Origin of the sequence: Kitasatospora sp. NPDC087861 (genome assembly GCF_044742585.1) — a bacterium.
Classification (GTDB): domain Bacteria; phylum Actinomycetota; class Actinomycetes; order Streptomycetales; family Streptomycetaceae; genus Kitasatospora.
In genome coordinates this window covers 98,732-124,236 of record NZ_JBIUUS010000007.1, presented here as the reverse complement: position 1 = coordinate 124,236, position 25,505 = coordinate 98,732, and the positions used below count along the sequence as shown (strand labels likewise).

Annotated in this window: 28 protein-coding genes; 12 read left to right on the top strand and 16 right to left on the bottom strand. The window is 74.0% G+C overall.

Features of this window, described 5'->3' with window-relative positions; translation table 11 throughout:
* Positions 1–370 precede the first annotated feature (370 nt).
* Both ACIOJE_RS12965 and ACIOJE_RS12960 read right to left on the bottom strand, forming a co-directional pair.
* The gene (locus ACIOJE_RS12965; RefSeq protein ID WP_400775730.1) at positions 371–583 is read right to left on the bottom strand and encodes a DUF397 domain-containing protein; all 213 of its coding nucleotides are present in this window, start codon (positions 581–583) and stop codon (positions 371–373) included.
* A complete protein-coding gene (locus ACIOJE_RS12960; protein ID WP_400775728.1) occupies positions 580–1,419 on the bottom strand; it encodes a helix-turn-helix transcriptional regulator in 840 nt (279 codons plus the stop codon). Before ACIOJE_RS12960 ends, ACIOJE_RS12965 begins: the two co-directional genes overlap by 4 nt.
* A gap of 114 nt (positions 1,420–1,533) precedes the next feature.
* On the opposite strand from ACIOJE_RS12960, the gene ACIOJE_RS12955 reads away from it, so the two are divergent.
* The 3 genes from ACIOJE_RS12955 (at position 1,534) to ACIOJE_RS12945 (ending at position 2,524) form a co-directional block, all read left to right on the top strand.
* Complete coding sequence (locus tag ACIOJE_RS12955; protein WP_400775725.1) at positions 1,534–1,731, top strand: hypothetical protein; 198 nt, start codon at positions 1,534–1,536, stop codon at positions 1,729–1,731.
* A gap of 2 nt (positions 1,732–1,733) precedes the next feature.
* Positions 1,734–1,982 carry a hypothetical protein gene (locus ACIOJE_RS12950; RefSeq protein ID WP_400775723.1) on the top strand — a complete coding sequence of 83 codons (249 nt, stop codon included), beginning with the start codon at positions 1,734–1,736 and terminating at the stop codon, positions 1,980–1,982.
* A 74-nt stretch (positions 1,983–2,056) separates the two neighbouring features.
* Positions 2,057–2,524 carry an NUDIX domain-containing protein gene (locus tag ACIOJE_RS12945; protein ID WP_400775721.1) on the top strand — a complete coding sequence of 156 codons (468 nt, stop codon included), beginning with the start codon at positions 2,057–2,059 and terminating at the stop codon, positions 2,522–2,524.
* A gap of 429 nt (positions 2,525–2,953) precedes the next feature.
* On the opposite strand, the gene ACIOJE_RS12940 is transcribed toward ACIOJE_RS12945, so the two are convergent.
* From ACIOJE_RS12940 to ACIOJE_RS12930, 3 genes are all read right to left on the bottom strand, one after another.
* Positions 2,954–3,904: a hypothetical protein gene (locus ACIOJE_RS12940; RefSeq protein WP_400775719.1), complete on the bottom strand. Its 951-nt coding sequence runs from the start codon at positions 3,902–3,904 to the stop codon at positions 2,954–2,956.
* A gap of 268 nt (positions 3,905–4,172) precedes the next feature.
* A complete protein-coding gene (locus tag ACIOJE_RS12935) occupies positions 4,173–4,841 on the bottom strand; it encodes a hypothetical protein (RefSeq protein ID WP_400775716.1) in 669 nt (222 codons plus the stop codon).
* 120 nt (positions 4,842–4,961) lie between these two features.
* Positions 4,962–5,417, bottom strand: a complete 456-nt coding sequence (locus ACIOJE_RS12930; protein ID WP_280677453.1) for a MarR family winged helix-turn-helix transcriptional regulator — start codon at positions 5,415–5,417, stop codon at positions 4,962–4,964.
* 165 nt (positions 5,418–5,582) lie between these two features.
* Here ACIOJE_RS12930 and ACIOJE_RS12925 point away from each other — a divergent pair, with 165 nt between their 5' ends.
* Both ACIOJE_RS12925 and ACIOJE_RS12920 read left to right on the top strand, forming a co-directional pair.
* Complete coding sequence (locus ACIOJE_RS12925) at positions 5,583–7,043, top strand: MFS transporter (protein ID WP_400775714.1); 1,461 nt, start codon at positions 5,583–5,585, stop codon at positions 7,041–7,043.
* Between the two features lie 162 nt (positions 7,044–7,205).
* Complete coding sequence (locus tag ACIOJE_RS12920) at positions 7,206–7,529, top strand: DUF1330 domain-containing protein (protein ID WP_280677449.1); 324 nt, start codon at positions 7,206–7,208, stop codon at positions 7,527–7,529.
* A gap of 42 nt (positions 7,530–7,571) precedes the next feature.
* On the opposite strand, the gene ACIOJE_RS12915 is transcribed toward ACIOJE_RS12920, so the two are convergent.
* A complete protein-coding gene (locus tag ACIOJE_RS12915) occupies positions 7,572–8,525 on the bottom strand; it encodes an NAD-dependent epimerase/dehydratase family protein (RefSeq protein WP_280677447.1) in 954 nt (317 codons plus the stop codon).
* Positions 8,526–8,720: 195 nt separating this feature from the next.
* Between ACIOJE_RS12915 and ACIOJE_RS12910 the strand changes: the two genes are divergently transcribed.
* Positions 8,721–10,055, top strand: coding sequence for an ALF repeat-containing protein (locus ACIOJE_RS12910; protein WP_400775713.1), 1,335 nt, complete (start codon positions 8,721–8,723; stop codon positions 10,053–10,055).
* A 170-nt stretch (positions 10,056–10,225) separates the two neighbouring features.
* Here ACIOJE_RS12910 and ACIOJE_RS12905 read toward each other — a convergent pair whose 3' ends face one another.
* Entirely contained in the window at positions 10,226–10,432 is a 207-nt protein-coding gene (locus ACIOJE_RS12905) for a hypothetical protein (RefSeq protein ID WP_400775710.1), read from the bottom strand.
* 219 nt (positions 10,433–10,651) lie between these two features.
* Here ACIOJE_RS12905 and ACIOJE_RS12900 point away from each other — a divergent pair, with 219 nt between their 5' ends.
* The 3 genes from ACIOJE_RS12900 to ACIOJE_RS12890 all read left to right on the top strand — a co-directional run bounded on the left by ACIOJE_RS12900 (position 10,652) and on the right by ACIOJE_RS12890 (position 12,800).
* Positions 10,652–12,040, top strand: a complete 1,389-nt coding sequence (locus tag ACIOJE_RS12900; RefSeq protein WP_400775707.1) for an MFS transporter — start codon at positions 10,652–10,654, stop codon at positions 12,038–12,040.
* An 89-nt stretch (positions 12,041–12,129) separates the two neighbouring features.
* Positions 12,130–12,255 carry a hypothetical protein gene (locus ACIOJE_RS12895; RefSeq protein WP_280677439.1) on the top strand — a complete coding sequence of 42 codons (126 nt, stop codon included), beginning with the start codon at positions 12,130–12,132 and terminating at the stop codon, positions 12,253–12,255.
* Between the two features lie 23 nt (positions 12,256–12,278).
* The gene (locus ACIOJE_RS12890) at positions 12,279–12,800 is read left to right on the top strand and encodes a peptidylprolyl isomerase (RefSeq protein WP_280677437.1); all 522 of its coding nucleotides are present in this window, start codon (positions 12,279–12,281) and stop codon (positions 12,798–12,800) included.
* Between the two features lie 39 nt (positions 12,801–12,839).
* Here the strand turns inward: ACIOJE_RS12890 and ACIOJE_RS12885 are convergent, their stop codons facing one another.
* The 5 genes from ACIOJE_RS12885 to ACIOJE_RS12865 form a co-directional block, all read right to left on the bottom strand.
* A complete protein-coding gene (locus ACIOJE_RS12885) occupies positions 12,840–13,448 on the bottom strand; it encodes a response regulator transcription factor (protein WP_280677435.1) in 609 nt (202 codons plus the stop codon).
* The gene (locus ACIOJE_RS12880; protein WP_400775704.1) at positions 13,445–14,635 is read right to left on the bottom strand and encodes a sensor histidine kinase; all 1,191 of its coding nucleotides are present in this window, start codon (positions 14,633–14,635) and stop codon (positions 13,445–13,447) included. The genes ACIOJE_RS12885 and ACIOJE_RS12880 overlap by 4 nt, the downstream gene beginning before the upstream one ends.
* Before the next feature lie 11 nt (positions 14,636–14,646).
* Positions 14,647–15,072 (bottom strand): hypothetical protein, encoded by a 426-nt coding sequence (locus ACIOJE_RS12875; RefSeq protein ID WP_400775701.1) that lies wholly within the window; start codon positions 15,070–15,072, stop codon positions 14,647–14,649.
* A 191-nt stretch (positions 15,073–15,263) separates the two neighbouring features.
* Entirely contained in the window at positions 15,264–16,361 is a 1,098-nt protein-coding gene (locus ACIOJE_RS12870) for an RICIN domain-containing protein (RefSeq protein WP_400775698.1), read from the bottom strand.
* 74 nt (positions 16,362–16,435) lie between these two features.
* The gene (locus tag ACIOJE_RS12865; protein WP_400775695.1) at positions 16,436–17,551 is read right to left on the bottom strand and encodes an alpha/beta hydrolase; all 1,116 of its coding nucleotides are present in this window, start codon (positions 17,549–17,551) and stop codon (positions 16,436–16,438) included.
* A gap of 221 nt (positions 17,552–17,772) precedes the next feature.
* Between ACIOJE_RS12865 and ACIOJE_RS12860 the strand changes: the two genes are divergently transcribed.
* Positions 17,773–18,771: a LuxR C-terminal-related transcriptional regulator gene (locus ACIOJE_RS12860; RefSeq protein WP_280677425.1), complete on the top strand. Its 999-nt coding sequence runs from the start codon at positions 17,773–17,775 to the stop codon at positions 18,769–18,771.
* 51 nt (positions 18,772–18,822) lie between these two features.
* Here ACIOJE_RS12860 and ACIOJE_RS12855 read toward each other — a convergent pair whose 3' ends face one another.
* Positions 18,823–21,579, bottom strand: coding sequence for a M4 family metallopeptidase (locus ACIOJE_RS12855; protein WP_400775693.1), 2,757 nt, complete (start codon positions 21,577–21,579; stop codon positions 18,823–18,825).
* A gap of 225 nt (positions 21,580–21,804) precedes the next feature.
* Between ACIOJE_RS12855 and ACIOJE_RS12850 the strand changes: the two genes are divergently transcribed.
* Positions 21,805–22,458, top strand: a complete 654-nt coding sequence (locus tag ACIOJE_RS12850; RefSeq protein ID WP_400775691.1) for a class I SAM-dependent methyltransferase — start codon at positions 21,805–21,807, stop codon at positions 22,456–22,458.
* Here ACIOJE_RS12850 and ACIOJE_RS12845 read toward each other — a convergent pair.
* The 3 genes from ACIOJE_RS12845 to ACIOJE_RS12835 all read right to left on the bottom strand — a co-directional run bounded on the left by ACIOJE_RS12845 (position 22,437) and on the right by ACIOJE_RS12835 (position 24,389).
* On the bottom strand, positions 22,437–23,213 hold the full coding sequence (locus tag ACIOJE_RS12845; protein WP_400775690.1) for a helix-turn-helix domain-containing protein: 777 nt from the start codon (positions 23,211–23,213) through the stop codon (positions 22,437–22,439). The two genes, ACIOJE_RS12850 and ACIOJE_RS12845, sit on opposite strands and share 22 nt — an antisense overlap.
* Positions 23,214–23,261: 48 nt before the next feature.
* On the bottom strand, positions 23,262–23,918 hold the full coding sequence (locus ACIOJE_RS12840) for a hypothetical protein (protein ID WP_400775688.1): 657 nt from the start codon (positions 23,916–23,918) through the stop codon (positions 23,262–23,264).
* Positions 23,919–24,056: 138 nt separating this feature from the next.
* Positions 24,057–24,389, bottom strand: coding sequence for a cupin domain-containing protein (locus ACIOJE_RS12835; protein WP_280677416.1), 333 nt, complete (start codon positions 24,387–24,389; stop codon positions 24,057–24,059).
* A gap of 71 nt (positions 24,390–24,460) precedes the next feature.
* On the opposite strand from ACIOJE_RS12835, the gene ACIOJE_RS12830 reads away from it, so the two are divergent.
* Entirely contained in the window at positions 24,461–25,432 is a 972-nt protein-coding gene (locus tag ACIOJE_RS12830; protein ID WP_400775684.1) for a GlxA family transcriptional regulator, read from the top strand.
* Positions 25,433–25,505: the final 73 nt, after the last annotated feature.

Below are 25,505 nucleotides of genomic sequence, written 5' to 3'. Positions count from 1 at the left end.
GTCGGCAGCCGCCGTCGGGGCCGAGGGGCGCGAACGCCCACGGCGAGCGGGCGGGCGCCGGGGTCGGCGCCCGCCCTGACCGACGCCGCCCTGCACGCCCGCCTGGCCGACCTGGCCGGACAGGGCGTGCGGGTCGGCCTGTCCACCAGCGGCCCGGCGAGCAGTCCTGACTCCGAATCAGCTGACATCCGCCCATCCAATACGGGCACCCACCGCCGCCTCCCGGGGAACGTCCGCCCCCGCTGTCAGCGGTGTCGGGTCCCCCTTGGAGAGGAAGTCGGCGGGGCCGACTTCTCATGCACGTCGGAAGCGGCGGGAGGGTCGAGAAGGCGCCGCCGCCCCGGGCCGGGGCGGCGGCGCCCAAGCAACATCAGCTGGTGCCGAATTCTCCCGTGCGGACGGCGGTGACGAAGGACTGCCAGGCGGCGGCGGGGAAGACGAGGGCCGGGCCGTGGGGGTCCTTGGAGTCGCGCACGGGCATGACGCCGGTGAAGCCGGGAGCGACCTCGACGCACTGACCCCCGTCGGAACTGTGGGAGGACTTGACCCAGTGGGCAGAGGACAGGTCGAAGCGGGAGCTCATGGTGCCAGTTCCTTCCGGATGCTTCTGATCATGGCCAGGGACTCGGCCCTGGGCGGCGCGTCTACCTGAAGACGATCGTATCTCCTGCGCCACGTCACGACAGTGGCCCGATCGCGTTCGAGGAAACCCCGGTGCAGTGTCTCGGTGTATCCGAGCTGGGTGTTGTCCCCGACGGTCAGCAGCGTGACGGCTGAGCGGAACGATCGGTGGACCCCCATGGTGAAGGGGACGACCTGGACCAGGACGTTCGGCAGTCCTTCGGCCAGGTCTTCGAGCCGCTGGAGCTGTTCCGTCATGACGGCGGGACCGCCGAGCCGCCATCGAAGGGCGCTCTCGTCGAGGGCGACGAAGACCAGGGGCGGGGGCGTGCGTTCCAGGAACTTCTGCCGGGCCATCCGGAAGTTGAGACGTTCCTCGGCCTGGTCGGCGGTGACCTCGCCCAGATCCACGGCACCGGCCAACTCGGCCTCGGCGTAGGCCCGGGTCTGGAACAACCCTGGGATGAGGCCGATTTCGAACAGCCTTATCTCCGTGGCCTGGGTCTCGTGCTTGGTGAACTCGGCGAATCCCTCGGCGAGACCGGCACTGTTGGAGGCCTGAAGCCACATCAGCGTCAGGGAGCCGTGGGTCCCGAGGACTTCGTCCGCCTTCTCGGCGAATCGTCTCGACACCTGCTTCGTGGCAGTTTCAGCGACCGAGATCGTGGACGGGTGGCACCCGATGCGCCTCGCAAGCTGGCCCTGGGTGAGGCCGGCCGCCTGTCGTGACCTGCGAAGCAGCACTCCGAAGGGGGCCCAGCGGCTTGACTCTGGATCGATTTCCCTGATGTTCACCATGGGTACTCCAACGTGGATGCCCTGGAAGACAAGTCCATCTTCGCTTCCGATGCTAGGTGGCGCCGGGCCACCATGTGCACAGAACGTGAAACATCGATCGCGGAGGGTTCTCTCATGCCCCATGACCAGGTTCCCCGCCTCCACGGCTACGGCGTCCGCTGGGACGCCGAGGCCCGGTGCTACCGGGTCCGCAACGAGGTCACCAGGGAGTGGCTGAGCCAACCGACCGGTGAGCCCAAGGGGTTCAGCTCCTTCTCCGTTGCCTACAGCGCCTGGCGCGCCTTCGAGGTCCACAAGCGGCCGGGGGAGTGATCATGTTCTCGATGCTCTCCCGCGCGACCGCCGAGCAGCGGCGGCAGGCTGCCGACGTCCTGGACGACCTGACGACCGTCCTCGCCCTGGGTGGGGTGAGGTTGCCGTCCGTCGAAGTCGACTGGGAGCACGGCCGTTTGACCGGGTGCTACCTGGTGAGTCTGGGCTCGGCCCGTGCCGTCGAACTCCTGCGGATCGTCGACCTGCTGCGCAAAGGGCTGCGCTACGAGCGCCTCACGCATGACGACTGAACTCCTCGCCCGCCTGCTGTGGTTGGCCGGCTTCTCCCTCGTGCTCCTCGCCGCTCTCAGGAAGTGAACCCCAGATGCAAGACCCCCGCCTCCTGGCCAAGCCGCCGGTGTGCCGGCTCGGCTGCCTCGTCCTCGTGCGCAACCGGCGCGGCGACGTCCTCCTGGTCGACCCGGACTACATGGACGGGCTGATCCTGCCCGGCGGCGCCGCGAAGCCGAACGAGCCCCCGCACCTCGCCGCCGCCCGGCACCTCCACACCGAGACCGGCCTCAACCGCCGCCTCACCGACGTCCTCGCCGTCGACTTCACCCCCGCCGACCGCCACCTGGAACGCCTCAGCCTCGTCTTCGACGGCGGCACCGTCCGCGACGACGCCCGTCTCACCGTCCCGCCCCAGCACCGCAGTGGCCTACTCGGTGCCCGCTTTGTCCCCGTCCGCCAACTCCCCGACGTCATGGCGCCCTCCCAAGTCTCCCGCGTCACCGAATCCCTCGCCAACCGCTCGCTGCCCGTCCTCCTCCACGGACAGCGCACGGCCTGATCGGCGCCGCCGGAAACCAGGTGGCCGACTCGGGGTCGGCGCGCGCACATCGGCCCAGGCGGTGACGTGTTCGGCACTTCGGCTGAATGATGCCTGTGGCGGCCGCTGCCGCAGCGGCACCTCCCCCGGGGCCGACGGCACCTGCTGGGTGAACTGCGGCAGCACGCCCACCCTCGTCCGTCCGCTGGCATCTCCGCGATCTACCGTGCCGCCGACCTGCTCAATCAGCTGACGACCAATTCGAACGTCACCCCTGATCAGGACACCTCCGCTACGCGTACGCGGACGAGGTGGCGCCGCCCAACCCCGACGAGCCGTTGTGGCGGTACCAAGGTGACTGGAACGGGTTGGAGTAGTCGCACGGCATGGGAGAGGGCGGGCGCCGGGGGCGGCGCCCGCCCTCTCCCTCCGTGCCCCCGTGGCGGAGGGTCAGCTCCAGGGGTTGGCCGGCTGGTCGTTGATGGCGGTCCAGAAGCGGGTGCCGGCGGGCAGGGTGCCGTTGGCCCACAGGCCCCAGCCCGCGCCGTCGTGGAACTCGGCCATCCTGAAGCCGGTGCCGAAGTAGCCGGCGCAGAGCTGGTCGGCGGCGGCCCGGCTGGAGAGCTGGCTGCCGGAAGTGGGGATGGTGGCCTTCACCTCGCCGCCGGCCCAGCTGTGGTAGCCGCTGGTGGGCACGCCGGCGGGGGCGGGGCGGCCGTCCTGCTTGAGGCACAGCACGGGCAGCTGCGCGGAGGCGGGGGTGTCGCCGCTGTACGCGTTGCTGGTGGTGTCGTTGCCGACGTGCACGACGTTGTCGGCGCGCTGCTCAAGGGTGGCCCAGGTCATGCCGCTGTGGGTGGCGACGCGGCCGAACAGGGCCTCGTAGGTGCTGCGGTAGATGTCCCACTCCTGGTACCCGCCGTCGTTGCAGGGGAACATGTAGAGCCGCCAGCCGCCGCCGATCCTGTGCTCGGTGTTGTCCAGGCACTGGGAGGTGGAGATGTTCTGCAGCCGCACCCCGATCAGGTCGTACCTCGACGTGCTGTCGGCCGCGGTCCACGGTGTGACCCGCCACTGCTGCGAGGTGTCGTTGGCGACGCACCCGGCGCTGGCGGGGGTGTAGTCGGCGGTCAGGCAGTAGCGCTGGTCGTTGGTGTTGTTGAGGGTGTAGACGCTCGGCAGGCCCGGGACGGGCTTGAACACCCACTGGCCCGGGCCGTCGGCCGGCGCGCAGGGGTGCAGGCGCGTGCCCGTCAGCACGCCGTCGGGACAGCGCTCGGACTTCTGGTTGAACAGGACCGACGAGGGGGTGTCGGCCGAGGCCGCGCCGCCGGGGACCAGCACCAGGCCGGTCAGGGCGAGCGCGATGCCGAGGACGACACGCCGGACTAACGAACGCACAGGGCTCTCCAGGAAGGGGAGACGACGGGGGGCGGCGGCCGGACCGGGTGGCACGGGGGTGCCCTCCGGGCCGCCCGCCGCCGTCAGCTTGTCAGCGTCCGATCAGTCGCCGGTATCCCAGTTTTCTGGGGGGTCGCCCGGCACCCCACCCCACCACCCTCCCAGCGCCCCCTGGCCGCCGCCATCCCCGGTGTCTCGGGTATCCCGGGGTGCCAACCACCCTTCCCCGTCGGCGCGTTGGCGTTGGCGACGGTTGCGGTCGCCCGGCTCAGCCGGCCGGCTGAGCCGGGGGCAGAGTGATCACCGGGCCGAGAGGGTGGCACAGGCCGTCGTAGGTCATGGCCTGCAGGGGAGGGCAGGGGGCCAGGGTCGGCACCGGCTTGAAGGTCTGCAGGGGCGGCCTGGGCGGCACGGTCCAGTCGGGGGACGGCTCGGCGGCGGGTGCCTTGGTGTGGGTGGGTGGCTGCGGCTGCGTGCCCGCCGGGGCGGCGGCGGGTGGAACTGCCTTGTCCGGGGCGGGGGTGGATGGAACCGTCCTGTCCCGGGCGGCCGTCGGGCGTGGGCGGACCGGGGTCGTCGGCTTGGCGGCCGGCGGCTCGGGGTCGGTGGCGGGTACGGCCTCGGCCCCGTCCTCCGCCGGCGTGGCCGTGGGTGTCTCGGCCGTCTCCGGCGCCGTCGGCGCGGCGGCCGGCGGCGAAGGGGCCGGTGCGGTTTCCGGGGGCGGCGCGGCGGGGGAGGGGCTCGACGTGACAGCCGCGTCCGGCGCCGTCGGGGCGGTGCCCGGCGAGCCCGTGAGCAGCAGCGCGGCGCCGATCCCGGCCGCGCCGAGGACGCCCGCCCCCGCCGCGATGCCGACGGAGCGTCTGCGGCGGCGCCGTGCCCCGGCGTCCTGTGCCGCCTCCGTGCTCCGCGGCTCGCCCCCGGTGCTGTCCTGCATTCGGTCCCACCCTGCCCGCTGTCTGATGATCATCCGCTTCGAACTGCGCGGATGCTAGCAGGCACCCCGTCACGGACCCCGCCGCGGACCCCGTCGCGCCCCCTGTTGCGGTCCGCCCCGTCAGGGCCGGGGCCAGGGGCGGCCGTCGAGGTGCTCGATGTCGGTGTTGAAACGGCGCAGGTAGGCGGCGAAGGCGGTGACGTCCTGGGCGGACCAGTCGGCCATCACCCGGTCCAGGGCCGCCACGTGGGCCTCGCGCTCCTCGTCCAGGCGGCGGTCGCCCTCGTCGGTGAGGCGGAACTTGCGGGCCATCCCGCCGTCCGGGTCGGCGATCCGCTCGACCAGGCCGGCGCGCGTCATGGCGGCGGTCTGCCGGTTGAGGGTGGAGGCGTCCAGGTTGAAGGCCTCGCTCAGCTCGCCGATGGACATCGGGCCCTGGATGCGGATGCGGCTGAGCAAGATGTACGCGCTGCGCTCCAGGGTGCTGCCGCTCGGGCGGGCGGCGGACTGGCTCAGGTAGTGGTGGCGGCCGAGCACCATGTACTCGAACTCGACCAGGTGCGTGCGTTCGCCCATGCTGTGCTCCCTCGCCCTTCATCCTCATCGCCGCAGCGCTGACCTGCGGGTTTCGCGGGTCCTGCCCAGTATGGCAAAGGGGTGTGACCCGGCCATGTAGTGTGCTCGATACATATGATGTGCACGATACATATCAAGCGCATCCAGTCTCCGAGGAGTCCCGCCATGGACGGCCCCCAGCCCGCCGGCCCGACCGCCACCGGCACGTCCACCACCGGCATCGTCGCCACCCTCGCCTTCACCGGCACCGTGGCCGCGATCATGCAGACCCTGGTCACCCCCCTGATCGGCGAACTGCCCCGCCTGCTGCACACCGCGCCGTCCAACGCCTCCTGGGCGATCACCGCGACCCTGCTCGCCGGCGCCGTCTTCGTCCCCATCAGCGGACGCCTCGGCGACCTGCTCGGCAAGCGCCGCATGCTGCTGGCCTGCTGCGTACCGCTGTTCATCGGCTCGGTCCTGTGCGCACTCGCCTCCGCCGCCGTCCCGATGATCGTCGGCCGCGGCCTGCAGGGCATGGGCATGGGCGTCGTCCCGCTCGGCATCAGCCTGCTGCGCGAGGTCCTGCCGCCCGAACGCCTCGGCTCCGCCATCGCCCTGGTCAGCGCCTCGATGGGGATCGGCGGCGGCCTCGGCCTGCCGATCGCCGCCGCCGTCGCCCAGTACGCCAGCTGGCGGGCCCTGTTCTGGGGCGCCGCCGCCCTCACCCTGGTCGTCGCCGCGATGATCCGCTTCCTCGTCCCCGCCCCCGCCCAGCGCCCCGCCGCAGGACGCTTCGACCCCGTCGGCGCGGCCGGCCTGGGCGCCGGCCTGATCTGCCTGCTCCTGCCCGTCTCCAAGGGCGCCGACTGGGGCTGGACCGCTCCCCTCACCCTCGGCCTGTTCGCCGCCGCCGTCGTCCTGCTGCTCGCCTGGGGCCGGTGGGAACTGCGCTGCGCCGAACCGCTGGTGGACCTGCGGGTCACCGCCCGCCCCCGGGTGCTGCTGACCAACGCGGCCTCCGTCCTGGTCGGCTTCGGCATGTACGCGCAGGCGCTGATCATCCCCCAGCTGCTCCAACTGCCCGAGGCCACCGGCTACGGCCTGGGCCGGTCGATGCTGGCGATGGGCCTGTGGATGGCACCCTCGGGCCTGATGATGATGGCCGTCTCACCGCTGGGCGCACGCCTGTCGGCCGCCCGCGGCCCCAAGTTCACCCTGGTCGCCGGCGCCCTCGCGATCGCCGTCGGGTACGGGCTCTCGATGGTCCTGATCGGCTCCACCGGGGGCGTGCTGGTGGTGACGCTGGTGTGCAACGGCGGCGTGGGCCTGGCCTACGGCGCGATGCCCGCGCTGATCATGAGCGCGGTGCCGCTGTCCGAGACGGCGTCCGCGAACAGCTTCAACACCCTGATGCGCTCGCTCGGCACCTCCGTCTCCGCCGCCGTGGTGGGTGTGGTCCTCTCCCAGCTCACCACCACCCTGGGCGGCCACGCCCTGCCGTCGGAGAGCGGCTTCAGGGTCGGCCTGCTGATCGGCTGCGGCGTGGCCCTCGCCGCCGCCGCGGTCGCCGCCACCATCCCCGCCCCGCCCGCCGCCGCGCCCGCCGGCCGCCCGGCCCCCGCCAAGGACGCCGCGACGACCTGACCACCCGTCGGACCACCCTGCTCCTGCACCGCCGCCCCCGGCACCCACCGGGGGCGGTCCCGACTACGTACCCCCTGCCGATCCGTGACGGATTCGGCCCCACCCCGGCCGGCCGTACCGTCGCAGACGACGGACACCCGACCAACCCGCAGGAGAACCGCGATGACCGCCTACGCCCTCGCCCACGTCCACTCGGTCGAGTTCGGCCCCGACATCGTCGAGTACCTCCAGCGCATCGACGCCACCCTGGACCCCTTCGACGGCCGCTTCCTGATTCACGACAGCCCCGTCGAGACGGTCGAGGGCACCTGGGGACCGGGCCTCATCCTCATCGCGTTCCCCGACCGCGAGCGGCTGCGCGCCTGGTACGACTCGCCCGCCTACCAGGAGATCCTCCCGCTGCGCACCCGTCACATGGTCGCCGACGTGGTCTTCGTCGACGGCGTGCCGGCCGGCTACCGCGCCGCGAACGCGCTCAAGCACTGACGGGGCTCAAGCGGTTGACGAGTTCAAGCGCTGAGCCGTTCGTCAGCGCTCCCGCGGCCGTTCGAGCCACCACCGCACCGTCGCCTCGACCTGCTCCTCCAGCGGGGTCGCGCGCACCGCGAACGCGGCCTCGTAGGCGGAGGAGTCCACCACGAACGGCCGGTCGAACTGGTACCGGACCTCCCGCAGTTCGCGCAGCAGCGGGGAGAACAGCGCCGCCGTGCCCAGCAGGGCGGGGGAGAGCCGGCGCACCGCGACCGGGCCGGTGCCCGCCTGCGCGGCCAGCCGCTCCACCATCGCGCGCACCGGCAGGGCGGGGGCCGTCGGCACGTGCCAGGCCCGCCCCCAGGCCCGTTCCTCGCCCGCGACCTCGACCAACGCCCGTGCCACGTCCGGCAGGTACGTCCAGCTGTGCGGTGCGTCCGGCGCGCCGAGCACCGCGACGGACCGGCCCTTCAGCAGGCCCGGCATCACCCGCGCGGCCAGGTGCCCGCCGTCCGTCACCCCGGGGCCGAAGAAGTCCGAGGCCCGCACCTCGACCGCCCTGATCCGCCCGGCCTCGTGCAGCGCCCGCGCCTGCTCCCACACCGCCGCCCGCACCCGCCCCTTGGGGCCGGTCGCGGCCGGCGGCAGGTCCTCGGTCATCGGGCCCGCGACCGGCCCGTAGCCGTAGAGGTTGCCGAGCATGACCAGCACCGCCCCGGTGGACTCGGCCGCCGCGCACAGCGAGGAGGCCAGCGCCGGCCACCGCGCGGTCCACTGCGCCAGCGGCGGCGCCGCGCAGCCGTGGATCGTCGCCGCGCCGCGCGCGGCCTCCGCCAGCCGCGCGGGATCGCCCGCGTCCAGCGCCACGTGCTCGATGCCGGGCGCCGCCGGACCGCCCTGCGCGGGGCGTCCCGACCGGGTGACGACCCGGACGGTGTGACCCTGTTCGGCCAGCAGACGGGCGGTGGCGGCCCCGGCGGGCCCGTATCCGACAACCACGTGGAAGCTCATCCGCCCCACCTTAAGGGGTGGCGCCGGCCTGCAACGCTCCCGTGGCCACCGGCTGTTGAGCCGCCGTCGCGGGCTCCCGCGCGGGCTTCGGGACCGGAGACATGGAGGACCGGCGCATATTTGGTATGGCAACCGTAAAAGAGTATCTATGCTGTCGGGCGTTCACGATCCCTCCGCACAAAGCAGGTTTACCGGATGAAGCTGCCTCGGGTGTCCGCCGTCGTCGCGGCCGCCGTTCTGGCTCCCACCGTCCTCTTCCCGTCGATGGCCTCCGCCGCCGACAACCCCCAGCCGGCCGGTGTCTCCGGCCCTGACACCGCGTCCAAGGGCGCCGAGGACCAGGGATCGGGCCAGGAGGAGCAGGACCGGGCCGAGGTCCGGCGTATCCTCGCCGACAAGGAGACCGGCCCCAAGGTGCGCGAGGCGGCCCAGAAGGCCCTCGCCGGCACCGCCGCCGATGTGCGGCACTTCCTGGAGGTCGAGCTGGAGGAGAACCGCGTCCCCGACAACAGGCTGAGGGTCGTCCAGATCTCCGACGGCGCCGGACCGGCGCTGCGCAAGGCCGCCGACCAGGCGCTGAGGGGCACCGCCGCGGACCTCCTGGCCTTCCTCAAGGAGGGCCAGTTCACCGCCCGCGCCGAGGACGAGGACCGCGCCAAGGTCGAGGCCATCCTCGCGGACAAGGAGACCGGCCCGGGCGTGCGCCAGGCGGCCCAGAAGGCCCTCGCCGGCACCGCCGCCGATGTACGGCACTTCCTGGACGTCGAGTTCCCCAAGCAGCGGGCCGACGACAACCGGGTGAAGCTCTCCCAGATCATGGCGGCCGGCGGCCGGGCCGTGCGCGAGGCGGCCGGCCGGGCGCTGGACGGCACCGACGAGGACGTCGCGAAGTTCCTGAAGGAGGGCCAGTTCACCGCCCGTGCCGAGGACGACCGCGTCGCGGTCCTCGTCATCCTGGCCGACAAGAACGTCGGCCCGGGTGTGAGTCAGGCGGCCCAGAAGGCGCTGAACGGCACTGCCGCCGACGTGCGGCACTTCCTGGAGGTCGAGTTCCCCAAGCAGCGGGCCGACGACAACCGGGTGAAGCTCTCCCAGATCATGGCGGCCGGCGGCCGGGCCGTGCGCGAGGCGGCCGGCCGGGCGCTGGACGGCACCGACGAGGACGTCGCGAAGTTCCTCGCGGAGGGCCAGTTCACCGCCCGCGCCGAGGACGAGGCCGCCGCGAACAAGCCCGCCCTGCAGCCGACCCGGCCCGCCGAGGAGCCGCAGACCGGCACCGGCGCTCAGCCGGCCGCCCAGCCCGCCGCCCTGACCACCACGACGGGCACCAGCACGGGCGCCACCAGCACGGGCACCACGACGGGCAGCACCACCGCCGGGACCACGACCGGCACCACCACCGCCCGCTCCGGCCAGCTCGCCGCCACCGGCACCGACGGCCTGGGCTGGGAGGCCGGCGGCGCCGCCGCGGCCGTCGCCGCGGGCGCGGCGCTGGTCGCGGTCTCCCGCCGCCGCTCCACCCAGAGCTGACGCCCCGCCCGCCCTAGCCGCCCGCGCGGCCGGGGCGGGCGCATCCGCTCAGCGCCCGGGGGGCGCTCGGCGAGCAGCCGGGCGAACCTCTCGTGCCAGCGGGCGGCGTTGCTGCCGTCCAACTGCCCCGCGAAGGCGCGCCGCAGCCGCCCCTCCTCGTCGGACACGTCTCAGTCCCCGTCCCCGCCGCCCCCGCTGTCCCCGCTCCGCAGGCTCCGGCGCCGGCTCCGCTGGAAGCGGCGCAGCAGGGCCCCCGAGGCGAGCGTCGCGGACGCCACGACGCGCACCCAGCGGGGCCCGCCGCGCTCGGCCCACACCACGCACACGCAGCCGCCGACCACGACCACCAGGATTCCGACCAGCACAGCGCCGATCACGGTCCCACCCCTTCCCGTTCATCCCCGTTGTCGGGCTGATCCTCTCAACCCGCGGCCCCGCCCTCGCCGCCGACCCACCCGAAACCGGGCCAATCCGCCACGCAGGTGGACAACCCGACCGCTCCGCAGGACAGTTGGCGCCGTCCGGGATTTACCGGGGCCGGGGTCTCGCGGCACGATGATCGACGGAACCCCACCCTCACCTGAAACGGCAGCCGCATGGCCAACTCGACCAGCCTCGACATCGACCCGCCGGACGTGGACGGGGCGTCCCCGAGACCGCGCCGGGTCCTGACGGCGGCCAGTCTGGCGACCGCGATGATCGTCATCGACATCAGCATCGTGAACGTCGCGATCCCCGCGATCCGCACCAGCCTGCACGCGAGCCTGTCGACGATGCAACTGGTCGTCGACGCCTACGCGATCGTCCTCGCCAGCCTGGTGCTGGCCGGGGCCGCGATGGTCGCCCGCTTCGGCGCGGTGCGGATGTTCCGCCTCGGGGTCGCCGCCTTCGGCGTGACGTCCCTGCTGTGCGGCCTCGCCCCCGACGGCGCCGCGCTCGTCGCGGCCCGGGCCCTGCAGGGCCTCGGCGGGGTCCTGCTGACCCCTGCGACGCTGGTGATGATCACCGACACCTACCGGGACTCGGAGGCGCGCGCCAAGGCCGTCTCGGTGTGGGCGATGGTCGGCGGCAGCCCCGTCGCCTTCGGCCCGATCCTCGGCGGGGCGCTGGTCGCGGCGGTGGGCTGGCGCAGCATCTTCCTGGTCAACGTGCCGGCCGTGCTGGCCATCCTGTGGCTGTCGGCGCGGCACATGCCCCGGGACGAGCGGCAGACGCGCAGGGAGCCCCAGGACATCCCCGGCCAGCTGCTCGCGATCGCCGCCCTCGGCGGTGTGGCCCTGGCCCTGACCGAGGGACGGGAACTGGGTTGGACCAGGCCGTTGCCCCTGGCGGCGGCCGCCGTCGCGGTGCTGGCCGCGGCCGCCTTCGTCGTGCGCCAGCGCACCTTCGCCTTCCCGATGATCCCCGGGGACCTGTTCCGAGCGCCGGGCTTCCGGGCCTTCGTCGCGGCGGGCCTGCTCCTGTTCGCGGGCTACTACGGGCTGGTGTTCTCGATCAGCGTCTTCCTGCAGCAGGTGCGCGGGTACGACCCGGTCACCACCGGGCTGTGCTTCCTGCCCTCGGCCCTGCCGATCACCCTCATGCCGCTGGTCGCCGGACGCGTCCACGCCAGGCTCGGCGCCCCGCGGGTCCTGGGCATCGCGACGGCGCTGACCCTGGTCGGCGGCCTGCTGCTGGCGCTGGTGGGCAGCGGCGTCCCGGTCGGCACCGGCGTCGGGCTGCTCTTCATCGGCCTGGGCTTCGGCCTGGCGACGGTGCCGCAGATCACCCTGGTCATGGCCGCCGCGCCGGCGCACCGCTCGGCCCTGGCCAGCGGCCTGATGTCGGCCGGCCGCTCCTCGGGCACCACCGTCGGCGTGGCCCTGCTCGGCGGCTTCTCCTCCGGGGGCGGCATCGCGGGGCCGGCGGTCGCGGCCGTGGTGATCTACCTGCTGATGGCCCTGTCCGTCGCCCTCGGCGCCCGCCGGCTGCCCGCCCCCTCCTGACCTGTCACCTGGCACAAGGCCGGTTCGGCCACGAACCCGCCGTGTGCCAGGATGCCGGCACCGATCCTCTCGACCGGAGACCTTTCTCGATGATCCGCCGCACCACCGTCCTGGCCACCGCCGCGAGCGTGCTCGGCCTCACCGCGCTGACGGGCCGTACCTGCGGCACCTTCCGCGACTTCGGCCCCGTCGAGCCGGTCCCCGCCCCCAACTGACCATCCGAGCAAAGGAGTCCGCCATGGCCAAGGGCCTGTTCGCGACCCTGCACACCACCCTGGGCCCGATCCGGCTGGAGCTGTTCCAGTTCCACGCGCCGAAGACGGTCCGCAACTTCGTCGAACTCGCCGAGGGCGCCCGGGAGTACACCGACCCACGCACCGGCGGGCCGGGCAGTGGCCCGTACTACGACGGGACGTCGTTCCACCGGGTGATCGCCGGTTTCATGATCCAGGGCGGCGACCCCACCGGCACCGGCGCCGGCGGCCCGGGCTACGCCTTCGCCGACGAGTTCCACCCCGAACTGCACTTCACCAAGCCCTACTTGCTCGCCATGGCCAATGCCGGGCCGGGCACCAACGGTTCCCAGTTCTTCATCACCGTCGGCACCCCCGCCCACCTGAACCGCCGGCACACCATCTTCGGCCAGGTCGCCGACGCCGACTCCCGGGCCGTGGTCGACGCGATCGCGGCCGTCCCGGTCGACGGTGAGCGCCCCGTGGAGGACGTCGTGATCACCAAGGTGACCATCGAGCGCCTCTGACCCGCCCCCGGGTGGTCCTGCGCCCGTCGCGCGGCGGAGTCAGAGCCAGCCGCGCTCGTCGGCGGTGCGCAGGGCCTCGGTGCGGTTGCGGGTGGCGGTCTTGGCGATGGCGGAGGAGAAGTAGTTGCGCACCGTTCCCTCCGAGAGGTAGAGCTTGGCGGCGATCTCGGCGACGCCGGCTCCGGAGCGGGAGGCGTTCAGCACGTCCCGTTCCCGGGCGGTGAGCGGGGAGGCGCCCGCCGCCAGGGTGGCCGCGGCCAGTTCCGGGTCCACCACCCGTTCGCCCGCCGCGACCCGGCGGATGGCGTCGGCCAGGACCTCGGCCGGCGCGTCCTTGACGACGAAGCCCAGCGCGCCCGCCTCCATCGCCCGGCGCAGGTAGCCGGCGCGTCCGAAGGTGGTGAGGATGACGACCCGGCAGCCGGGCACCTGGTGGGAGAGGACGGCGGCTGCGGCCAGGCCGTCGAGTCCGGGCATCTCGATGTCCAGCAGGGCCACGTCGGGCCGGTGGGCGAGGGCCGCGTCGGTCACCTGGTCGCCGCGGCCGACGGCGGCGACCACCTCGAAGCCGTCCTCCAGGTCGAGCAGGGCGCACAGCGCGGTGCGGACCAGTTCCTGGTCCTCGGCGAGCAGCAGGCGGATCGTCATGTCGTCCCTTCCCGGGCGGGGTTGCGCCGCCCGTCGCGGGTGCCCGGCGGGACGGTGACCAGCAGTCGCCACCCGCGCGGGCTCAGCGGGCCGGCCTCGACGGTACCGCCGGCCGCCGCGACCCGTTCCCGCAGCCCGGTCAGCCCCTTCCCGACCCCGCTGCCCTCGCCGGTCCCGCCGGTCCTGCCGCGCGCCCCCGTCCCGTCGTCGCGGATCTCCACGGAGGAGCCGGTGACGGTCACCGTGCAGCGGCCGGCCCGGGCGTGGCGGACCACGTTGGTCAGTCCCTCGCGCACCACCCAGCCGAACAGCTCCCCGTCCTGGGTGGCCAGCGGGTCGGTGGACGTCGGCAGGTCGGCGACCACCCCGGCGGCGCGCAGCAGTTCGCGCCCGCGCGCCAGCTCGCCGGTCAGCGTGACGTCGCGGTAGCCGGTGACGGCGGCCCGGACGTCGGCCAGCGCCTGGCGGGACAGCGACTCCACCGCGGCCATCTCCGCCAGCGACTGGTCGGGGTCCTTGCCGGCGAGGCGCTGGGCCAGGCGGGACTTGACGGTGATCGCGGTGAGCGAGTGCCCGAGCAGGTCGTGCAGGTCGCGGGCGATCCGGTTGCGTTCCGCTTCCGAGGCCAGGCGCGCCACCTCGGCCCGGGCGGCCACCAGGGCCTGGTTGGTGGCGGCGATCTCCGCGAACGCCCCCGTGGTGAGCGCGGTGAACAGCAGCGCCAGCGCCTGGAACGTGCCGGGCCCGGTGTGCCAGGCGGGCACCGCCCACGGCACCAGCAGCGCGGCCAGCGTGGCGACGACGAGCACCGGGGTGGCGTGGCGGCGCCACAGCACGGCGACGAAGGAGACGACGACGGCGGCGAGGAAGAACGCGTCCCCGTGGGCGAACGGCAGCGCGGCCAGGAACAGTGCGCCCATCACCGCCACCAGCACGATCGCCTGCCGCCGGTGGGCGCGGACCGTGGTGGCGGCGAGGACGACGCAGAGGCAGAACGCGGCGACGACCGCGTACCCGGCGACCAGGGCCGCCCCGGAGACGGTGCCGCTCATGGCGACGGCGGTCAGGCCCGGGTAGACCAGCATCCCGCTGCCCAGCGTGATCCGCCGCCAGCCCTGCGTCCACCGCTGCGGGGTGCGCTGCTCGTCGGCGCGCCCGCGGCGGGTCGTCCGCGTGTCCTCGTCCACCCGCACCTTCCTCACGTCGCGTCGGATCGCGTGAACAGGGTACGCAGGTGGCGTCCGTTGACCACGAGGGCCACCCCCAGCAGCGCCAGCCCGCACAGGGCCTGCTCGACCTTCAACCAGAACGGGAAGGTGCCCGGCACGGAGATGATCACGACGATCGCCGCGATCATGACGGCCGAGATGATCCGCAGGCGCCGGTACGCCCCGTGCGAGCCGCGGGCGGCCCGGGTGGTGAACAGGTACGTGACCACGGCGCTGGCCACGACGGCGGTGCCGCGGATCCACACCGCCGGGTTCACCAGGTCGGGGTGGTTGCGCAGGGCGTACGCGGCGGCCAGGGTAACGACGCTGAGGCCCAGGTAGGCGAACACCAGTCGCCTGATGGTGCGGAAGGCCCGAACGGTGTCGGGGTGGCTCATCGCATCGGTGGAGGTCATGCCTCCATGCTGTCCGCGCGCCGGCCCCGCCCGGCAGTGTGCTGCCGCACCGGCCACCCGTGACAATTGTCAGCAGGTCCGGGCGGGTCCGGGCGGGTCCGGGCAGGTCGGGGCGGGGAAGAGCGGGGCGGGGAAGAGCGGGGCCGCCGCCCGGCGGGGCCGGGCGGCGGCTGGTGGTGGTGCGGTGGGGCTCAGGCGCAGGTGGTGAAGGTGGGGCTGGTGTTGGCGATGTAGAGGGTGGCGCCGCCGCTGGGGTCGGAGGTGAGCGGGACGGTGATGGTGTCCTCGGCGGTCCAGGGGATGCCGCGGGCGTCGAAGGTCCAGGTGCCGGTGACCTTGCGGGCGAGCTCGGCCAGCGTCACCCAGCCGTACTGCTGCGGCGGGACGGAGACGGTGACGGCGTTGTTGACGGTGGTCGAGCCCTGCCAGACGTTGCTGTAGTTGACAGCGGTCTTGACCGCGGTGGTGAAGACGCCGCCGGGGGCGCCGCCGGAGATCTCCGCCCCGATCTCGCCGCCGATGCTGCTGGACCAGCCGCTCATGTTGGTGACCGCGAAGTTCTGCTGGGCGGCGCTGCTGGTGTTGTTGAACCAGACCGAGGAGACGCAGATCTTCGGCAGCGGCGCCGCGGGGGCCTCGCTCTTCAGCGCCCAGGAGCAGGAGGAGACGTCCTTCTGGCACTGCTTGGCGGCGTGGTCGATCGCCAGGCTGCGGGCAGCCTGCGGGAAGCCGGTGGACCACTGCTGGTTGGCGGTGCCGTTGCAGGTGTACTGGTCGGTCCAGGCGTCGTCGTAGTTGGCGCCGAGCAGCAGGTCCAGGCAGGTGTTGTCGCCCAGGTGGCGGATCATGAACGCGTCGTCGGACCCGGGGGCCGGCTGCAGGAACCACCGCTGGCTGGCCTGGCCGGCGCAGGTCTGCTGGCGCAGGGCCGGGGTGAAGAAGGCCAGGTCGATGCACTTGCCGGTGTCGTTGTTGACGATGGTGAAGGAGTAGTCGGACGGGTCGACGCTCAGCCGCCAGGACTGGTGGTAGCCGGGCGCGGAGTTGGTGACGATGTAGGCGCCGTCGCCCATCGAGCCGTTCTGCACGTCGAGTTGGCGGCCGTTGCTGAGGGACTTGAGGGTCAGGCACTGCTGCGGGGAGGCGCAGGCCGCGGCCGGGGCCGCGGCGGCCCGGGCGGTCGCGAACGGGGCGGCGGTGAAGCCCAGGGCGGCGCAACAGGTCACCAGGACGGCCGCGATCAGGCGCAGCCAGGGAGCCGGGCGGCTCGGGGTGGTGGTGGAGGGCACTGGGTCGGGTCCTTTCGTCGGGAAATGGGAGAGGGAGGAGGGAGAAGGAAAGGGAGGGCGGCGCGGTGGGCGGGTCAGGCGGCGGCGAAGGCCGCTTCCAGGCGCGGGACGTAGTCCACGAGGTCCTGCGCCCAGCAGCCCGGGCTGTGGCCGCCGTTGCAGTGGGGGCCCCAGGCCGCGCCGTCGCCGTAGTCGACGTAGTGGTAGGTCAGGTGGAGGGCGTCCAGGCGGTCCTTGACGCGCTTGGCGGTGCCCTCGGCCCAGAACTCCATGTCGGCGGCGCTGCCGTTGCCGTTGCCGGTGTAGACCGCGATGCCGGTGTCGGCCAGCAGACCCATCCGGGAGGCCGGGTCCGCGGCGTTCCAGCGCCAGTCGGCGTTGAACACCGGGTAGGGCGTTCCGAAGATCGCGTCGCTGGAGACCGTGGGGCCGAAGTCGAGGCCGCAGGGCTGCCCGTTGCTGGGCCCGCACAGCACGGTGCCGACGTTGGTCAGGGTGGCGACCACGGCGCCGCGGATGATCATCTCGTTCGCGGAGAGGTCGTTGGCGCCGGACATGGTGAGGACCTGGCCGAACAGCTGGGGGCGGTCCTGGGCGTAGTGCAGGGCGCCGAAGCCGCCCATCGACAGGCCGCCGACGGCCCGGCTCCTGCGGCCCGTCAGGGTGCGCAGGTTGGCGTCGATGAACGGGACGACCTGGTCGAGGTGGAAGGTCTCCCAGTTCTGCGCCCCGGCGGCGGTGCCCTGGTCGAGCCAGTCGGTGTACCAGCCGCGCAGGCCGCCGTCCGGGATGACGGTGATCATCGACTGCGCGGCGGTGAGGGCGGGGTAGGCCAGGGCCGGGTCGCTCGGGTTGTCCGAGGCGCCGTGCAGGAAGTAGAGGACCGGGTAGCGCTTGGCCGGGTCGGCCGCGTAGCCGGCGGGCAGCAGGATCCGGATGGTGTGCTCCCCGGCGACCTGGGGCGTGGTCACGGTGATCACGAAGTTGGTGGCGCTGCCGGTGGCGGCGCCGACCTGGGTGAGCCCGAAGCCGTCCTTCATCGGCGGCGGGGCACCGGCCTCGGCGCGCGCGGCGGGCACGCCCAGCAGCAGGAGGCAGGCGGCCAGGGCGGCGACGGCCGTCCTGGCGCGCCGCAGCAGGGCGCGCCGGGGCGTTGCGGGCGGGCGCCGGGCGGGCAGGGCTGGGGTCATGGTCGTCCTTGGCCGTGAGGGTGCCGTTCCCGGGGGAACCGCTGGAGCTGTCTGGACACCGACAACTCTTGCGAGGTCACCTCGCCGTCCGCCAGAGCACCCGGCGGCGCACCTGGGCCACTGGCGCATGTGCGCCACCGGTGCGGGTAGCCTCCGACGGTCCGTGCGCCCGGGCGGCACCGACCACCCGGGCGGCACCGACGAGATGACACACCGACACGATGACGGGGGGCGTCGTGCACGACGTGCTGGATCCCGACTCCGAGCGCGGCCGGGTCTACCACTGCCTGGTCGGCCGGCCACGGGCGCGGGTACCGGAACTGGCGGACGGGGCGGGCCTGGACGAGGACACCGTCCTGGCCGTGCTCAGGGACCTCGCGGACGAGGGCGTCGCCGTGGCCTTCGACACCGCCGGCACCACCGACGACCGCGACCACGCCTGGGAGGCGCTGCCGCCCGGCCGGGTGGTCGAGGCGGTGCTGCACAGCGACGCCGTCCGCCAGGCCACCGCGCGCCGGGCCGGGGCGGAGCTGGAACGCCTCTACCGCTTCGCCCGGCGCGACGCCGGCACCTACGGCGCCCTGGAGGTGGTCGAGGACGTCGCCCAGGTGCTGGCGGCCAGCCGCCGCCTCCAGCTCGCCGCCCGCCACCAGGTACGGGTCATCGACGTGCCGCCCTACTCCGGCAGTTCGGCCTTCTACCTCGACCAGGAGGTGCTGCAGCGCCAGCGGATGGCCGCCGGGGTCGTCTACCGCTCGATCTACCACGGCTGCGCCTTCGACGACCCGGTCGCCGGCCCCAACATGGCGCGCATGATCGAGGCGGGCGAGCAGGCCCGCACGCTGGACGAGCCGCCGCTCAAGCTGGCCCTGGGCGACGACGACCTGGCGATCGTCACGCTGGCGGCCGACGGCCGCCCCGGCGTCGTCTCGCTGCTGATCCGGCCCTCCAGCCTGCTGCGGGCCCTGGCCGCGGTGTTCGAGACGCTGTGGCGGCTGGCCGTGCCGGCCTCGGTGTCCGCCGTCGACCTGCAGATCGACGACCGGGACCGCCGCATCCTCACCCTGATGGCCAGCGGCGCCACCGACGACGCCATCGCCCGGCGGCTGGGCCTGGGGCGGCGCACGGTGGTGCGCCGTGTCTCGGCGCTGCTGGCCCAGTTGGGCGCCACCACGCGTTTCCAGGCGGGCGTGCAGGCGGCCCGGCGCGGCTGGTTGTGAGCCGGTCGCGCCGGGCCGGACCCCTGGGGGGTGGGGGTCAGGGAAGGGTGGTCAGCAGGTGCCCGCCGCGCGGTCGCGCACGACCAGGTCGGTGCGGCCGGGGGTGGAGTCCAGCCAGACCACCCGGGTGCCCTGGTCGGCCGCGGGCTGGTCCTGGCCGCCCCGGTTGCAGGAGAGGCGCTGCGGGGTGCCGCCGCCGAGCGGGAGCTGCCAGAGCTTGGGCAGCGCGGAGTTGGTCCAGCCGCCGGCGGGCTTGGTGCTCTCGACCTTGTAGGTGACGGCCTGGTCGGAGGCGGCGAGGTTGCTGCCGATCGTCGGGGCGTTCGGCGCGTCGGCGGCCAGCACCTCGTTCACGCCGGAGCCGTCCAGGGCGCCGGAGCGGATGGCGGCGTGGGCGCCGATGCGGTTGGGGGCGTCCATCCACAGCAGCCGTCCGCCGGCGAGCCGGGCGGAGGAGGCGGTGCTCGCGGCGGCGCCGGGGGCGGCGTGCGCGGTGTACTGCGCGGTGACCTTGCCGGCGGCGATCGAGTAGACGGTCGGCGCGGTGACGTGCTGCTGTCCGTCCTGCCAGGACTCGGTCCAGGCGAGGTAGCCGTCCTTGAGGGTGAGGTCGTCCGGGTGGTGCCCGTCGGCCAGCGGCAGTTCGACCGCGGGGGCCCCGTCGTGGGACAGCCAGATGCCGGTGCGGCCGGAGCCGTTCACCGTGAAGGCGATGTCGCCGCCGGAGATCTGGGCGCTTCCGGGTTCCTGCCCGGGGGCGAGGAACAGGCTGCGGACCGGGCCGGCGCCGGACAGCGGTGCGGTCAGCAACTCCCGGCTGTGGTCCTGGGCGGTGGTGCCGATGGCCTTCCACACGGCGTTGGTGCCGTCGGTGGCGGGCCAGCTGTGGTAGCGGCCGTCGTCCGGGCTGAGCCGGACGGGAGTGCCGCGCCCGGTGGTGGAGCCGGTGTACAGCGCGGTGGTCTTGCTGTCGTTGCCGCCGCCCGTGCCCTTGACCGGGTCGGGGGCGGGGGCCATCGCCACCCAGTGCCCGCCGGCGGCGGCCGGTGGGGCCATCGAGTAGGAGAGGCTGCGCGCCAGCGTGCGGCTGTCCATGCCGATCCGGCTCTCCCAGCCGGTGCGGATTCCGTGCCCGTCGAACGCGGCTGCCACGGTGCGCAGTTGGGCGGGGCTGAGGCCGAGGTCACGGCCGGCCGCGAGTGCCGCGTTGCGCCCGGCCACGAAGTCGTCGAGCGGGGTGAGGTAGGCGGTGAGCGCCCGGTAGACCACCCGGTCGGCGGTGAGCGGGTCGAGGGTGCGCCGGATGTCCCAGAGCGCGCCGCTGAAGATGGTGGCGTTGAGGTGTTGCCCGCCGTTGTCGATGGTGCCGCCGAGGTAGTCGTTCACGGTGGTGCGGTGGTCGTCCATCCGGCGGTCCGCGCAGGCCTGCGGGGTGCCGGTGCGGCACTTGCTCTCGCCGAGCAGCGCGGCCGCCGGGTCGTTCATGGACATGCCGCGGGCGGTGACCTCGATGGCGTTGCCGAAGTAGTCGGCGATCGCCTCGTTCATCGCGCCGGCCTGTCCCATGCCGGCCAGGTCGGCGGTGTTCGATATGACGCCGTGGGTCATCTCGTGCCCGGCGATGTCGAGGGCGGCGGAGAACGGGTAGTAGTTGGGGCCCCCGCTGCCGTAGATCATCTTCTTCCCGTCCCAGTAGGCGTTGGCGTAGGGGGCGCCGTCCTGGGTCACGTTGACGACGGAGGTGATCGCGCCGCCCTTGCCGTCCAGGCCGTTGCGGCCGAGCCGGTCGTGGTAGAAGTCGTACACGATACCGGCGTTGACGCTGGCGTCGGTGGCGCCGCTGGTGCCGGTGGAGGCCGGGAAGCCCGGGCCGGGGGAGTGGGCCGGGGGGAGGTCGGCGGGGATGCCGCCGCCGAAGTCCATCTCGTCCCGGCCGCCCGCGTCGTAGGTGGTGATGGCGGCGGGCCGGGTGAGGTCGGTGAGCTGGTAACTGCCGTCCGGCAGGCGGGCGATGTTCACCTTGGCGGAGTTGCCGCGGGCGTCCGGCGCGGTCCCGGTGGCGGGTTCGAGGCCGGCCGCGGCGGGCGCGGCGGCGGCGCGCTGGTCGGTGCCGCCCGCCGGGTGCGGGGCGCGGGTGTCGTAGGCGAGGGCGACCACGCCGACGGTGGCGTCCACGAAGACCTCGCGGGCCTGCGGCCCCCCGGTCGCCGGGTCGGTGGCGTGCACGGTGAAGCGCTGGGCGAGCCGGCCGGCGCCGTCCGGCAGGACGACCAGGCCGTGGTCCTCGGCGGTGGCCGCGGCCCGGGCCTTCGGGTCCTGGACCGAGCCGAGCGCCGCGTCCCGCAGGGCGGCGGCCGGGACGGTGGCGGTGGTCGGCGCGGTCAGGCCGGTGAAGTACCGGCCGCCGACCGACTCGACGCGCTGCCCGGCGCCCTCGCCCGTCAGGTGCACCAGGTACTGCGCGCCGAACACGGGCACGCCGTCGTGGCGCTGCTCGAACCTGACGGTGCGCCGGCCGTCGGCGGTGCTCTCGGAGCCGACCTCGGCCAGCTCGCCGGGGTCGACGTGGTAGCGGTCGGCGTGGGCCGCGAGGTGGGCGCGGGCGGCGTCGGCGGGGCTGCCGACGGCCGGCTCGGCCAGGCCGGTGACCAACTGCGGGGCGGCGGTGTCCTGACCGGCCACCAGGGAGGGCACCGGGTCGGGGGCGGCCGCGGGCCCGGCCAGGGCGGGCGGCGCGGCCAGGGCCAGCGCCACCACGGCGGTGGCGCCGATGCCGAGTGCTGTGGACGTGCGGGAACGACGGGGCACGGAGGTCCTCTCGCAGGAGCCGGACGGTGGTCGCGGCAGGCCGGCCGCGCCGGACCACCGCGACGATCACGATAAGTCATCCGACTGCATATGTCGATAGACTTTCTATTCGGTCCGGGGTGCGACCCGGACCCCGGAACCCGAGCCCCGGAGACCCCAACCCGCCCTGCCCGACGAGCGATTCGTTCAAGACGCCACGACACCCCCCGGCCGACACTGGCCCGCATGACCGATCGCGCCTTCACCCCCGCCGCCGGCCGCCTCGGCCCCGTACGCCTCTACGACCCCATCGTCTCCCTCACCCGCGAACGCCTGTGGCGCAGCCTGCTCGCCATGCACGTGGCCCCCCGCCCCGACGACGTGATCCTCGACGTCGGCTGCGGCACCGGCTCACTGGCCGTCCTCCTCGGCCGCGTCGAACCACGCGCCCGCGTCATCGGCGTCGACCCCGACCCCAGCACCCTCGACGTGGCCCGCCGCAAGGCCGCCGCCGCCGGGGTGGCCCCCGAATGGCGGATCGGCATGGGCGACGCCGTCGCCGACCTCGTGGGCGCCGAAACGGCCGACACCGTCGTCTCCAGCCTCGTCCTCCACCAGTGCCCGATCCCCATGAAACAGGCGATCCTCGCCTCCATGCACACGGCGCTGCGCCCCGGCGGCAAGCTCGTCATCGCCGACTTCGGGCGCCAGCGCACGGCCGCCATGCGCCTGGCGTTCCGCATCGTGCAACTGGCGGACGGCAAGGAGGACACCCAGCCCAACGCCGACGGCATCCTGCCCCGGCTGATCACCGAGGCCGGATTCCACGGCGTGCGCGAGACCGAGACCGTCTCGACGCTCACCGGCTCGCTGTCGTTCTACGTCGCCCGCCGGGGCTGAACCGCCGGTCGGCGCTGAACTTCCCGCCAGGGAATGGCAGTTCGGGACGGGGTCGGGCCGTCCGCCGCGCACGCGTCGCGCAGCACCGGAAGCACCACCGACGGCGTCAACCCCGTCATCTCCCGCATCTGCCGGCTGAAGTGCGCCTGGTCCGCGAAGCCGCCCGCCAGCGCCGCCTCGGAGAGCGTGCGCCCCTCACCCAGCGCGGCGGCCGCGCGGGCCAGCCGCCGCCAGATCCGCCAGCGCGCCAGCGGCACCCCCAACTGCCGCCGCGCCAAAGCCCGCAGGCGCTGCGGCGAGAGCCCCACCCGCGCGGCCAGCCCCGGCAGCGCGACCCGATGATCCGTCAGCGCCTCCATCGCCGCCCACAACCGCGCGTCCACCTCGGCCGACGGCAGCACCCCGGCCGGGCGGACGTCCTCCTCCACCAGGTCCCGCCACTGGGGCGCCACGGTGACACCGTCGCCGCACCCCGCCCGCAGCCGGTCCGCGAACGCGCAGTGCGGATCGACGAAGAACGCCACCATCTCCCGGACCGGCGCCATCCGGTGCCACACCATCGGCGCCACCACCACCGCCGCGCCCCGGTGGCGGACCCCAGCCCCGTCCACGATCGTCACCTCACCCCCCGCCGCCGCGACGGCGACCTGGAACGCGGCGTGCCGATGCAGCACGCTGTCCGCCAACGGCCCCCGGTACAGCGCGTACCCCGCGCCCACGACGAAGCGCCGCCCCGTCCCCTCCCGTTGCCCCATCCGCCCGATGCTGCCAGAGCACGGCCCCCGCCACCCCCGGTTCCGGCCCTACTGCCCCAACAGGCCCACCTCGCGGGCCTTCCAGGCCAGGAACGCCGAGAACCGGATCGCGCCCAGCAGCCCGGCCAGGGCGAGCACGCCCCAGAACGGGATCCCGAGCAGGCTCGGCCGACCCGTGATCATCCGCCCGCCGTCGAGCCACACCCTGGTCTCATGGCCGTCCGGATACAGCTCATCCGTCGGCCGTTCCTCGCTGAACTCCCGGCCGTCGACGCTCCAGTGGTACGTGCAGCCGTAAATGTCGCGGCCGTGGTCCTGGTCGTCCAGCTGGCGGCCCGTCGTCCGGCAGGCGGTCACGGTGGCCACCACCCTGCGCGGCTCGTGCAGCCGGGTCCGCACGCCGGAGGCGGCCTGGGCCGCCGCGAACACCGTGCCCAGGGCGAGCACCAGCAGCAGCACCAGCGCCACGCAGGAGACGACGTAGTCGCCGACGGAGACCTGACGCAGCAGCGGCAGCGAGGCGCCGACGGCCGCCAGCAGCGCGACCCCGCACACCACCAGCCACCACCGCCGATCACCCGGCAGATCCTGCGACCCGGCCCACACCACCGGCACGGCCGCCGCCCCCAGCACCGCCACCCCCGCCACCACGCCCACCGCGCACCGCCGGTGCAGCGCCCCCCACTCCACGGAAGCCTTGCGCACCACCCCGCCCCCTTCCCCCGACTCCTCCCATCCTCCCGCCGGCCACCCCCGCCGGCCCACCCCAACACCGCCGCTGCGCCCGAGCGGTGACAGACCCGCGACATCGTCACACCCGGGGCCCTCCCGCCGGAGGCCCCCTCAGTCGTGCAGCACGGTGATCCCCAGCATCCGCGCCCCGCCCTCCGTCCGGGGCCGGTGCCGGCTGCCCGGCGCGAACACCACGTAACTGCCCGCCCCGTGCCGCTCGTTCCCCTCGATCACCTCGCCGCTCAGCACGTAGTACCGCTCCTCGGTGGCGTGCACGTCCACGTCCGGCCACTCGCTGCCCGGGGCGAAGTCGATCAGCCAACCGCTCGCGTACCCGGTCACCGGCAGCCTGCGCCGCACGATCCCGGGCGCCACGTCCACCGGCGCCACCTCCTCGACCCGCACCACCGTCTTCAGGTCCCGCATCTCACTGTTTTCGCTCATGTGACCACTGTGGCCGCGCCCGCCCCCACCGGCCGAGAGTCCGAAAAGACATCCTCGGGTACATTCCTGCCATGACATCCGCCGCGAACCGCCACCGGGTGGTGGCCCTGCTCAACGCGCCCCAGTCGCCCTTCGAACTCGCCTGCGCCGCCGAGGTCTTCGGCACCCGGCGGGCCGGCCTGCCCGACCACTACGACTTTCAGGTGTGCGCCGCCCAGCCCGGACCCGTGCCCACCACTATCGGCTCCCCCCTGCTCGTCGACGCCGGACTGGACGCCCTGACCCGCGCGGATACCGTCGTCGTCCCCGGCTGGCAGCCACCCGGCGACCCCGTACCGGCCGCGGTCCTGGACGCGCTGCGCGCCGCGCACCGCCGCGGCGCCAGGATCGTCTCGATCTGCACCGGCGCCTTCGCCCTCGCCCAGGCCGGACTCCTCGACGGCCGCCGCGCCACCACCCACTGGGGCCGCACCGCCCAACTCGCCGCCGCCCACCCCACCGTCCAGGTCGACCAGGACGTCCTGTACGTCGACCACGGCGACGTCGCGACCAGCGCCGGCAGCGGCGCGGGCATCGACCTGTGCCTGCACCTGCTGCGCCGCGACCACGGCGCGGCCTACGCCGCCCAGGTCGCCCGGCACATGGTCCTGCCCCCGCACCGGGAGGGCAGCCAGCTCCAGTACGCCGCTCTTCCCACCCCCGCCCGGGTCGACGAGTCCCTGGCACCCCTCCTGGACTGGGCCGCCGCCCGCCTCGACTCCCGCCTCACCCTCGACACCCTCGCCCACCACGCCGGCCTCTCCAGCCGCACCCTCGCCCGCCGCTTCACCGAACAACTCGGCACCAGCCCCGGCCAGTGGCTGCTGCACCGGCGCATCGACGCCGCACGCGCGCTGCTGGAACAGACCGACCTGCCGGTGGAGGCCATCGCCACCCGGGTCGGCCTCGCCTCCGCCGTCAACCTGCGCCGCCGCTTCCACACCGCCCTCGGCACCACCCCCGGCGCCTACCGCCGCACCTTCGGCAGCCCTGGCGGACCGTGACCCCGGCCCCTCTCCTGCGGTCCGATGTCACGGTGCCAGGCCGCGCCCGGTCTTCACCGGTGAACAGGGCGCG

What these genes read in the sequence shown, in the direction of transcription:
- ACIOJE_RS12865 (WP_400775695.1), bottom strand. Translation starts at nt 17,551, where the DNA reads ATGACCCCAGCCCTGCCCGCCCGGCGCCCGCCCGCAACGCCCCGGCGC.
- ACIOJE_RS12930 (WP_280677453.1), bottom strand. Translation starts at nt 5,417, where the DNA reads ATGGGCGAACGCACGCACCTGGTCGAGTTCGAGTACATGGTGCTCGGC.
- ACIOJE_RS12895 (WP_280677439.1), top strand. Translation starts at nt 12,130, where the DNA reads ATGATCCGCCGCACCACCGTCCTGGCCACCGCCGCGAGCGTGCTCGGC.
- ACIOJE_RS12850 (WP_400775691.1), top strand. Translation starts at nt 21,805, where the DNA reads ATGACCGATCGCGCCTTCACCCCCGCCGCCGGCCGCCTCGGCCCCGTA.
- ACIOJE_RS12920 (WP_280677449.1), top strand. Translation starts at nt 7,206, where the DNA reads ATGACCGCCTACGCCCTCGCCCACGTCCACTCGGTCGAGTTCGGCCCC.
- ACIOJE_RS12845 (WP_400775690.1), bottom strand. Translation starts at nt 23,213, where the DNA reads ATGGGGCAACGGGAGGGGACGGGGCGGCGCTTCGTCGTGGGCGCGGGG.
- ACIOJE_RS12890 (WP_280677437.1), top strand. Translation starts at nt 12,279, where the DNA reads ATGGCCAAGGGCCTGTTCGCGACCCTGCACACCACCCTGGGCCCGATC.
- ACIOJE_RS12830 (WP_400775684.1), top strand. Translation starts at nt 24,461, where the DNA reads ATGACATCCGCCGCGAACCGCCACCGGGTGGTGGCCCTGCTCAACGCG.
- ACIOJE_RS12950 (WP_400775723.1), top strand. Translation starts at nt 1,734, where the DNA reads ATGTTCTCGATGCTCTCCCGCGCGACCGCCGAGCAGCGGCGGCAGGCT.
- ACIOJE_RS12935 (WP_400775716.1), bottom strand. Translation starts at nt 4,841, where the DNA reads ATGCAGGACAGCACCGGGGGCGAGCCGCGGAGCACGGAGGCGGCACAG.
- ACIOJE_RS12835 (WP_280677416.1), bottom strand. Translation starts at nt 24,389, where the DNA reads ATGAGCGAAAACAGTGAGATGCGGGACCTGAAGACGGTGGTGCGGGTC.
- ACIOJE_RS12885 (WP_280677435.1), bottom strand. Translation starts at nt 13,448, where the DNA reads ATGACGATCCGCCTGCTGCTCGCCGAGGACCAGGAACTGGTCCGCACC.
- ACIOJE_RS12925 (WP_400775714.1), top strand. Translation starts at nt 5,583, where the DNA reads ATGGACGGCCCCCAGCCCGCCGGCCCGACCGCCACCGGCACGTCCACC.
- ACIOJE_RS12965 (WP_400775730.1), bottom strand. Translation starts at nt 583, where the DNA reads ATGAGCTCCCGCTTCGACCTGTCCTCTGCCCACTGGGTCAAGTCCTCC.
- ACIOJE_RS12860 (WP_280677425.1), top strand. Translation starts at nt 17,773, where the DNA reads ATGACGGGGGGCGTCGTGCACGACGTGCTGGATCCCGACTCCGAGCGC.
- ACIOJE_RS12910 (WP_400775713.1), top strand. Translation starts at nt 8,721, where the DNA reads ATGAAGCTGCCTCGGGTGTCCGCCGTCGTCGCGGCCGCCGTTCTGGCT.
- ACIOJE_RS12900 (WP_400775707.1), top strand. Translation starts at nt 10,652, where the DNA reads ATGGCCAACTCGACCAGCCTCGACATCGACCCGCCGGACGTGGACGGG.
- ACIOJE_RS12945 (WP_400775721.1), top strand. Translation starts at nt 2,057, where the DNA reads ATGCAAGACCCCCGCCTCCTGGCCAAGCCGCCGGTGTGCCGGCTCGGC.
- ACIOJE_RS12955 (WP_400775725.1), top strand. Translation starts at nt 1,534, where the DNA reads ATGCCCCATGACCAGGTTCCCCGCCTCCACGGCTACGGCGTCCGCTGG.
- ACIOJE_RS12915 (WP_280677447.1), bottom strand. Translation starts at nt 8,525, where the DNA reads ATGAGCTTCCACGTGGTTGTCGGATACGGGCCCGCCGGGGCCGCCACC.
- ACIOJE_RS12875 (WP_400775701.1), bottom strand. Translation starts at nt 15,072, where the DNA reads ATGACCTCCACCGATGCGATGAGCCACCCCGACACCGTTCGGGCCTTC.
- ACIOJE_RS12960 (WP_400775728.1), bottom strand. Translation starts at nt 1,419, where the DNA reads ATGGTGAACATCAGGGAAATCGATCCAGAGTCAAGCCGCTGGGCCCCC.